The organism is Poseidonibacter ostreae, from assembly GCF_009208075.1.
GTDB classification, from domain to species: Bacteria; Campylobacterota; Campylobacteria; order Campylobacterales; family Arcobacteraceae; genus Poseidonibacter; species Poseidonibacter ostreae.
This window is the reverse complement of record NZ_WFKJ01000070.1, coordinates 1-7679: the sequence shown is the minus strand read 5'-3', so window position 1 is coordinate 7679 and position 7679 is coordinate 1. Positions and strand designations below refer to the sequence as shown.

At 24.8% G+C, this 7679-nt stretch carries 7 protein-coding genes; 3 read left to right on the top strand and 4 right to left on the bottom strand.

Annotated elements, in window-relative coordinates; genetic code table 11:
• Positions 1 to 81 precede the first annotated feature (81 nt).
• Positions 82 to 996 (top strand): radical SAM/SPASM domain-containing protein, encoded by a 915-nt coding sequence (locus GBG18_RS14385; RefSeq protein WP_226896486.1) that lies wholly within the window; start codon positions 82 to 84, stop codon positions 994 to 996.
• A 15-nt stretch (positions 997 to 1011) separates the two neighbouring features.
• Positions 1012 to 1869, top strand: coding sequence for an EI24 domain-containing protein (locus GBG18_RS14380; protein ID WP_152192192.1), 858 nt, complete (start codon positions 1012 to 1014; stop codon positions 1867 to 1869).
• Between the two features lie 10 nt (positions 1870 to 1879).
• On the opposite strand, the gene GBG18_RS14375 is transcribed toward GBG18_RS14380, so the two are convergent.
• Positions 1880 to 2566, bottom strand: a complete 687-nt coding sequence (locus GBG18_RS14375) for a response regulator transcription factor (protein ID WP_152192190.1) — start codon at positions 2564 to 2566, stop codon at positions 1880 to 1882.
• Positions 2567 to 2630: 64 nt separating this feature from the next.
• Here GBG18_RS14375 and GBG18_RS14370 point away from each other — a divergent pair, with 64 nt between their 5' ends.
• The gene (locus GBG18_RS14370; RefSeq protein WP_152192188.1) at positions 2631 to 4190 is read left to right on the top strand and encodes a cache domain-containing protein; all 1560 of its coding nucleotides are present in this window, start codon (positions 2631 to 2633) and stop codon (positions 4188 to 4190) included.
• Between the two features lie 26 nt (positions 4191 to 4216).
• Here the strand turns inward: GBG18_RS14370 and GBG18_RS14365 are convergent, their stop codons facing one another.
• From GBG18_RS14365 to GBG18_RS14355, 3 genes are all read right to left on the bottom strand, one after another.
• The gene (locus GBG18_RS14365; protein ID WP_152192186.1) at positions 4217 to 6277 is read right to left on the bottom strand and encodes a HAMP domain-containing methyl-accepting chemotaxis protein; all 2061 of its coding nucleotides are present in this window, start codon (positions 6275 to 6277) and stop codon (positions 4217 to 4219) included.
• A 59-nt stretch (positions 6278 to 6336) separates the two neighbouring features.
• Positions 6337 to 7416: an EAL domain-containing protein gene (locus GBG18_RS14360; RefSeq protein ID WP_152192184.1), complete on the bottom strand. Its 1080-nt coding sequence runs from the start codon at positions 7414 to 7416 to the stop codon at positions 6337 to 6339.
• The coding region (locus GBG18_RS14355) for a PTS transporter subunit EIIC (protein WP_193311169.1) at positions 7377 to 7679 on the bottom strand (303 nt) is incomplete at its 5' end. The genes GBG18_RS14355 and GBG18_RS14360, both read right to left, overlap by 40 nt.

Here is a 7679-nt window from a genome sequence, read left to right as displayed (position 1 = left end):
TATTAAAACGCAATTATAATAAAAGCTTGGTTATTTCTTGATTAGGTATTGTCTAGATATTGCGAGTATTTTATTAAGGATTTGATACAATCACAAGAAAATATAATTAAGGTTAATATTATTAAAAAGTTTAGAAAAGTTCATATAGAAATTACAAATATATGTAACTTAAAATGTACATTTTGCCCTCCTAAGATAAAACCAAATGGTGTAATGTCTTTAGAAGATTTTGATGATATAAATAAGCAATTAAAACCATATACTAAAGAGTTAGCTTACCATATAGTTGGAGATCCGCTAGTTCTTAGAAATTTAAATGAATACTTAGATATTAGTTTAAAACATGATTTAAAAGTAAATATCACAACAACAGCAAATAAAATATCATCAAATGATTATAATGCTTTAATGAATAAAACAATAAAACAAATAAATTTTTCAATAAACTCGTACAACGCAAACTCTCATAAAAAATCTTTAGATGAGTATTTAAATCCTATTTTAGATTTTGTAAAATATGCTCAAGAAAAATCACATGAGTATTTTATAAATTTTAGAATATGGAATTTAGATGAAAGTAAAAGTGCAAGAGAGTTTAATACCCAAGTTTTTAAAAAAGTTAATGAGTATTTTAATACTGATATTAATATTGATGATGTTTATACTCAAAGACCTAAAAATATACGAATAGCAAAAAAATTGTTTTTTAATTTTGATGAGTACTTTAACTGGCCAAGTTTAGAAAATGATTTCGTTTCAGATAAAGGTTTTTGCTATGGCTTAGATTCACATTTTGGTATTTTAACATCAGGAGAAGTAGTTCCTTGTTGTTTAGATCAAAATGCATGTATAAATTTAGGAAATACAAATACTTCACAATTAAAAGATATTCTAAGTTCTACTAGAGTTAAAACTATTCAAGATGGTTTTAAAGTAGGGAAAGTAGTAGAAGAACTTTGCCAAAAATGTGAATATAGAACTAGATTTGATAAGTAATAAGAAGGAAGAAGTTTGAGTGAAACAGATATTTTTTTAAGAAGTTTAAAAGATTTTTTAACACCAAAGATGCTAAAGATTTCATTGATTCCTTTGATTGTTACAATGATTTTTTTATATATACTATTTTTTGCTGCTGCAGATTTTGGAATTACTGCATTACAAGAAACAGCACAAGCTTCTCAAAATGGAGAAGAGATTGTTATTGATGAAAGTGCACCTTTTTATTTTGTTTGGGCTACATATTTAATAGTATTTTTATTTAAATACTCATTTACTTCATATATTGCAGGATTTTTATTATATACAGTTGGTACTATTATTGTATTGAAGATATCTGTACTTTTAACTATTGTTGTAATTGGATTTTTAACACCAATTATTTTAAACAAAATACATAAAAGACACTATTCTCATTTAACTTTACATGGTCATGGGACTTTATTATCTCCTTTATGGGTATTATTGAAAAGTTCATTGATGATGATATTACTTTTTATACTATTTATTCCACTATATTTTATACCATTATTAAATATAATTGCTTTTTCTTTACCTTTTTACTATTTTTTCCATAAGCTATTAAATTATGATGTTTCATCAACAATATTAAGCCAAGAAGAGTTTAAAGTAATATATCAAGAGGAAGCTGGAAAAGTAAGACTTAGAACATTACTTCTATATTTTATATCTATGATTCCTTTTATAACACTATTTACAGCAGTTTTTTATATCATATATTTAGGACATGGGTATTTTATAAAGTTAGAACAGATGTATAAATTAGATATTCCAGATTCTAATATAGATGAAGATGTCGTAAAAGAAGAGATAAAAGAGTTAGAGCAAAGAAAGCAAATAAGTAATTCTTAAATTACTTATTTTAACCTCTAACAAGACGGTAGCCAGTTCCTTGAATATTTTTTAAAGATTTTTCAGGGAGCTTTTTTCTAAAGTTTTTTATAAATAATCTCATTGCATTTGGTGTCATAACTGAATCTTCATCCCAAATAAGATTTTCCATCTCTTCATAAGTTATTATTCTATCTTTTGTAAGCAATTGTTTTAAAAATAGGGCTTCTTTTTTTGTTAAATCAAACTGTTCTTCATCATTTGTAATTATTGATTTACTAAAATCAAATAGCCACTTTTCATTAAGATTATATATTTTATTATCATCATAACTTTTTATAAAGGCTTCTAAGGCATTTATTAATTTATCATGTGTAATTGGTTTAACAATGTATTTAATTAGATGTAATTCAGTAGCTTGAAGCATATAATCTAAATCTGTAAATGCAGAAGTAATAATAATTCTAGTTTTTGAATCTGATTCTCTGATTCTTCTTATTAAATCAAGACCATTTTCATTGCCCATTTGTATATCTGTAATTATTAAGTCAGGTTTGTTTTGTACGTATTTTAAATAAGCATCATTTGCATTTTTTGCAGTATAAGTTTCTTTAAAATAATGCTCTAAAATTTCATTGATATTCTCTCTTATTCCATCTTCATCTTCTGCATATAATACTCTAAATGCATTCAGTTTATTAATTAATATTTCTTGCATATACTAAAAACCCTTGTTAGAAAATTTATGCTATCATAGCATAATTAAGGTTACAAGGAAAAATTTGAGACTAATAACTGAAAAGAATCTATCTAAAATAATAATCTATATCTTTATAATAATTATGTCTTCAATGATTTTTATGATTACATATTTTTATGTAAAAAATACATATGAAAACTTTGAAACAGAGATGAAAATATTTAAAGAAGAGTATTATGAAATTAAGAAAAAAACACTAAAAAAAGAAGTAGATACGGTTTTAGATATCTTTAATTACAATATTACAAAAGAGTATATAGATAATCAAGAACAAAAAAATGAAGCAATAAGATTGCTTAATAATATTAGATTTGAGAAAAATAAAAGTAACTATTTTTTTGTATATGAAATAAAAAATATGAATGGTGGCGATGATTTTGCAAAACTTTTAGTAAATCCAAATAGACCAGATATTGTGGGAAGATTAATATCTACAAATTATACAGATGATAATGGAAAGAAATTTAGAGAAATATTTTTAAAAGATATTAGAGAAAAACAAGAATCTTACACACAATATACATATAAAAAACCAGGAACAAATGAAATAAAGCAAAAGTTATCATATTTTAAATACTATGAAAACTGGAATTGGGTTTTAGCAGTTGGAGTATATACAGATGATATTGAAAAAGAGATCTCTATAAAAAGAGAACATTTAGAATCTAGTATTAAAAAACAAGTAGGACAAAATGTTGTTTTATTTATTATGTTTTTATCATTAGCAATTTTAATATCAATTGTAGTTTCTCAAAAAATTGATGAGGTCTTAAAAACATATGAAGAGAAAGTAAAAGCTAAAACACAAGAGCTTGAAAATCTAAATAAAAGCTTAGAAGAAAAAGTAAAAGAAGAGCTTGAAAAAAATAGAGAAAAAGAACAGCTTCTAGTTCAAAAATCCAAATTTATTGCACTTGGGGAGATGATATCTAATATAGCACATCAATGGAGACAGCCTTTATCTGAGTTATCTTCGATACTTATGTATATGAAATTTAAACATAGTATTGGCAAACTTGATGATAAAACAATGCAAGTAAAAAGTGAAGAGGCTGATGATGTTTTAGATTATATGTCTCATACAATTGATGATTTTAGAAATTTTTTCATGCCAAAAAAAGAGAAAGAAGAGTTTTATTTATATAAAGTTTTAGACTCTGTTATGACAATTGTTTCAAGCTCTTTAAAGAGTGATAAAATTAATGTTGAGATTAATATTAATAAAAATATTAAACTTACTACATATTTAAATGAATATGAACAAGTGATATTAAATATATTAAAAAATGCAAAAGATGCATTAATTGAAAAAAATATCAAAAAACCTAGTATTAAAATTTCAGCTTATGAAGAGTCTGAGTATGTGGTACTATTTATTGAAGATAATGCAGGAGGTATTACTGTTGAGCCAATAGGAAAAATTTACGAGCCATACTTTACTACAAAAGATGATAGTAATGGAACAGGAATAGGTTTATATATGTCAAAAATTATTATAGATAAAAATATGAAAGGTAAATTAAGAGTAAGAAATACTAAATCTGGAGCGAAGTTTGGGATTCATGTACCAAAGTCTTTATAAAAAGACCTTGGCAGTTTAAAAAAAGTTTAGAAGCTTTCCCACTCGTCATTATCATTATTAGGAGTTATTGTTTTAGTAGTACTACTTGAAATATTTGAAGATGAAACTTCTTCTTTCTTTTCTACTTTAGCTTTAATAGCTTGATTAACTTCTGTTTTAGTTTCTTGAGGTTTAATTTTATTTTCTACAGGAGTAGGATTTGTATTAATACTTATATTTTTTGCTTTAACACTATCTTTTCCCTCAAACTCTTTTTCATTTGTATCTTGAACAATATCATCAGCAATTGCTTGAGTTTGATTTGCAATATCTTTAGTCTCATTTGCAACTACTGCATTTTGTTGAGTTTGTCTATCTAGCATATTTACTGCATCGTTTATCTGAATAATACCAGATTGCTGTTCTTTACTTGAATTTTCAATATCTTCAATTAGTTCTAAAGTTTTAGAAATATTATCGTTTAATTCAATATATCCAACTGTCATTTTATCTGAAATATTTTTACCATCATTTGCTTTTTGCGTTGCATTTCCAACAAGATTTTTTATCTCTTTTGCAGCTTCAGCAGATCTACTTGCAAGGTTTCTAACTTCTTGTGCAACAACAGCAAAACCTTTTCCAGCTTCTCCAGCAGTTGCAGCTTCAACAGCAGCGTTTAGTGAAAGAATATTTGTTTGGAAGGCAATTTGATCAATAACTGAAATAGCATCATTTATAGCTGTTACTTGGTCATTTATACTATCCATTGCAGATGTTGTTTGCGAAGCTAGATTTTCTCCTTCATTTGCAGATTTTTTAAGCTCATTTGCATTATTTGCCATTTTTATTACATTTTGTGTATTTAAAGATATATTCGAAGTAACTTCTTCTAAAGAAGCAGCAGTCTCTTCAATACTTGCAGCAGCTTCATTTGAAGACTTACTTAAAGTATCAACATTTGATAAAAGGCTATTTGCACTATTTTGTAATGTTAATCCATTAGATTTATTATCTACTAGCATTTGATTTATAATTTTTGCTAAGGTATTAAGACCATCAACTGTATCACCTTTTGAATTTTTTATTCTATGTGCAAAGTTTAATTTTTGGAATTGTTCTAAAGCTTTTTTTATTTCATTTAAATCATTAGAAATATTAGAAGAAATAGTTTCAAGCATTTCATTAAACATAGTTTTTAACTCTTCTAAACTTTTATTTTCTGTAGATAAATTGATTTTTTCATCAAGGTTTCCATCTTTTACTAACTCTACAACTCTTTTTACATCATTAATTAGTTTATTATCCTCTTCTATTAATGTTTGTGTTTTTGTAATATTTTCATTTACAATAGTAGCAATAGTAGCAATCTCGTCTTTTGAAGTGTCATCAAGTAATTGAACACTATTTGTTTCTTTATTTAAATATGAGAAGAATCCAAGAAGACCATCTTTAAAGTTTGAAATTGAGTTGTTAATTGTTCGTCCAAGAGCAAGTAAGAAGAATATTATTAGTGCAATGATTAAAACAGTTATTATTATAAAGGTTGTAAATGAATTTGTAATAGAGGCTTTTGTATCATTTTTATTATTTTCAATAACTTTATAAGTAGCTTCTGTAAAGAAATCAATTAAGTCTCTCATTGATTCATAATCAACTAAATATGAAGAAAAGTAATATTTACTTGCTTTTTCAAATTCATTTTTTTTAATAAGTAAAATTAATTGATTTGTATGTTTTGCTGTAAGTTTATAATATTTATCAAAGTCATCAAGTTTATTACTATGTTCTGACATTTCTTCTTTTAGAAAAATTCTAAACTTATCAAATCTTTGCCTAACTTGTGTCAGGTTATTACTAACTCCATCTTCAATAAGCTTTTCTGATTTTTCTTTATCTTTTAGATTAATTATTTGAGATAAAGCTACATTAGATTGATAAGAATCTCTATCAGCTTCTAAAAGTACAGCAATTCCAGCAAAATTTTTATCACTTAACTCTTTTACATTTGTATCAATATAATTAAGGTTATATGAAATATATACATTTGAAACAATTATTACTGAAAAAAGAACTAAAAACGCACCCGTTATTTTACTTTTTATAGTCATGATAGACTCCCCATATTTAGATTACATTAAGTATTATATTCTATAGGATTAATTCTTATTTAAATATTAAGCAGTTTAAAATTAAAATTATTTTTTATTTCTAAGGAAAACTCTTCTACTTTTTCAAATGGAATTGCCTTTGAAAAGTACCAACCTTGAATAATATATGCATTTTTATTTTCTAATGTTTTTAACTCCTCTTTTGTTTCAACTCCCTCAAGAATAATCTCAAAGTTTAAATCAGAACATAAATTACATATATTTTTATATAAAGATAAACCTTTCTTTGTATTTGTAAAACCTATGATTTTTTTATCAATCTTTACACTATCAAAAGGTAATTCATATAAAATAGAGAAGTTTGTATATCCAACTCCTAAATCATCAAGTGAAAGTTTAAAGCCATTTTGCTTTAAAAGATTAATATTTTTTAATATGTTGTTATTTAAAAAAGATCTTCTTTCAATTATTTCAAAGGTAATATCATAGCCTTTTAAAATATCTATTATTTTAAGTATATAATTATCATCAGATAAAGTATAAGGAAATATATTAATTGAGATACTTGGATAAAAGTCATTCTTCTTCCAAATATCCATATCTTTTCTTACTTCTTTACATACCCAAATATCTATGATTGAAGATAGTCCAGAGTTTTCAATATCAATAATAAAATCAGGACCTTTAACAGAACCATCTTCTTTTTTAACTCTTAATAAAGCTTCAAACTCTGTAGATGTTTTATTTTTAGTATTTACCTTTGGTTGGTAATATATTAGTAAGTTGTTTTGATTAATAGTATCAATTATTTTATTGATTTTTACGTGTGATTTAATAAGTGAACTTTGAGCTTCTTGAAATAAGATACTTTTTTTAGACTCCAAAGTATCTGATACATCTAATTTATTTGCAATTTTTTCTAAAGCTATTGTTGAACTTTGATTTTTTGAATATCTTTTAATAAAAGGAATATATATTAATACTCCTAAAACAACTAAAAAAAGTTGGAAAGCAACAGCTATTAAATCTCCATCTGTCCTTAAATATACATTTATAAAAGTAGGTGTAATCCATGGAATATATGAATCATTGAAGATAATTAAATCATAGTAAGGTAAAAAAACAATGAAAGAATACAATTAATTACCGGAACTAAAACAAAAGGTATAAGTAAAGAAAAGTTCATAAATATTGGAATACCAAATATTAGAATTTCATTGATATTAAAAAAAACAAAAGGTAAAGAAGCTTTTCCTACAAAACTAATATGCTTATCTTTTGAAGCAAAAAATATTGCAATTACTAATGATAAACCAGCACCAGAACCTCCAAAAATGACAAAAAGATTGAAAAGCTCTTTATATGTTAAGTTTGCATATGCAAAATTATCTAAAATATCTAT

Excerpts from the sequence above, each read along its gene's own strand:
- GBG18_RS14375 (WP_152192190.1), bottom strand. The coding sequence starts at position 2,566 with ATGCAAGAAATATTAATTAATAAACTGAATGCATTTAGAGTATTATAT.
- GBG18_RS14365 (WP_152192186.1), bottom strand. The coding sequence starts at position 6,277 with ATGACTATAAAAAGTAAAATAACGGGTGCGTTTTTAGTTCTTTTTTCA.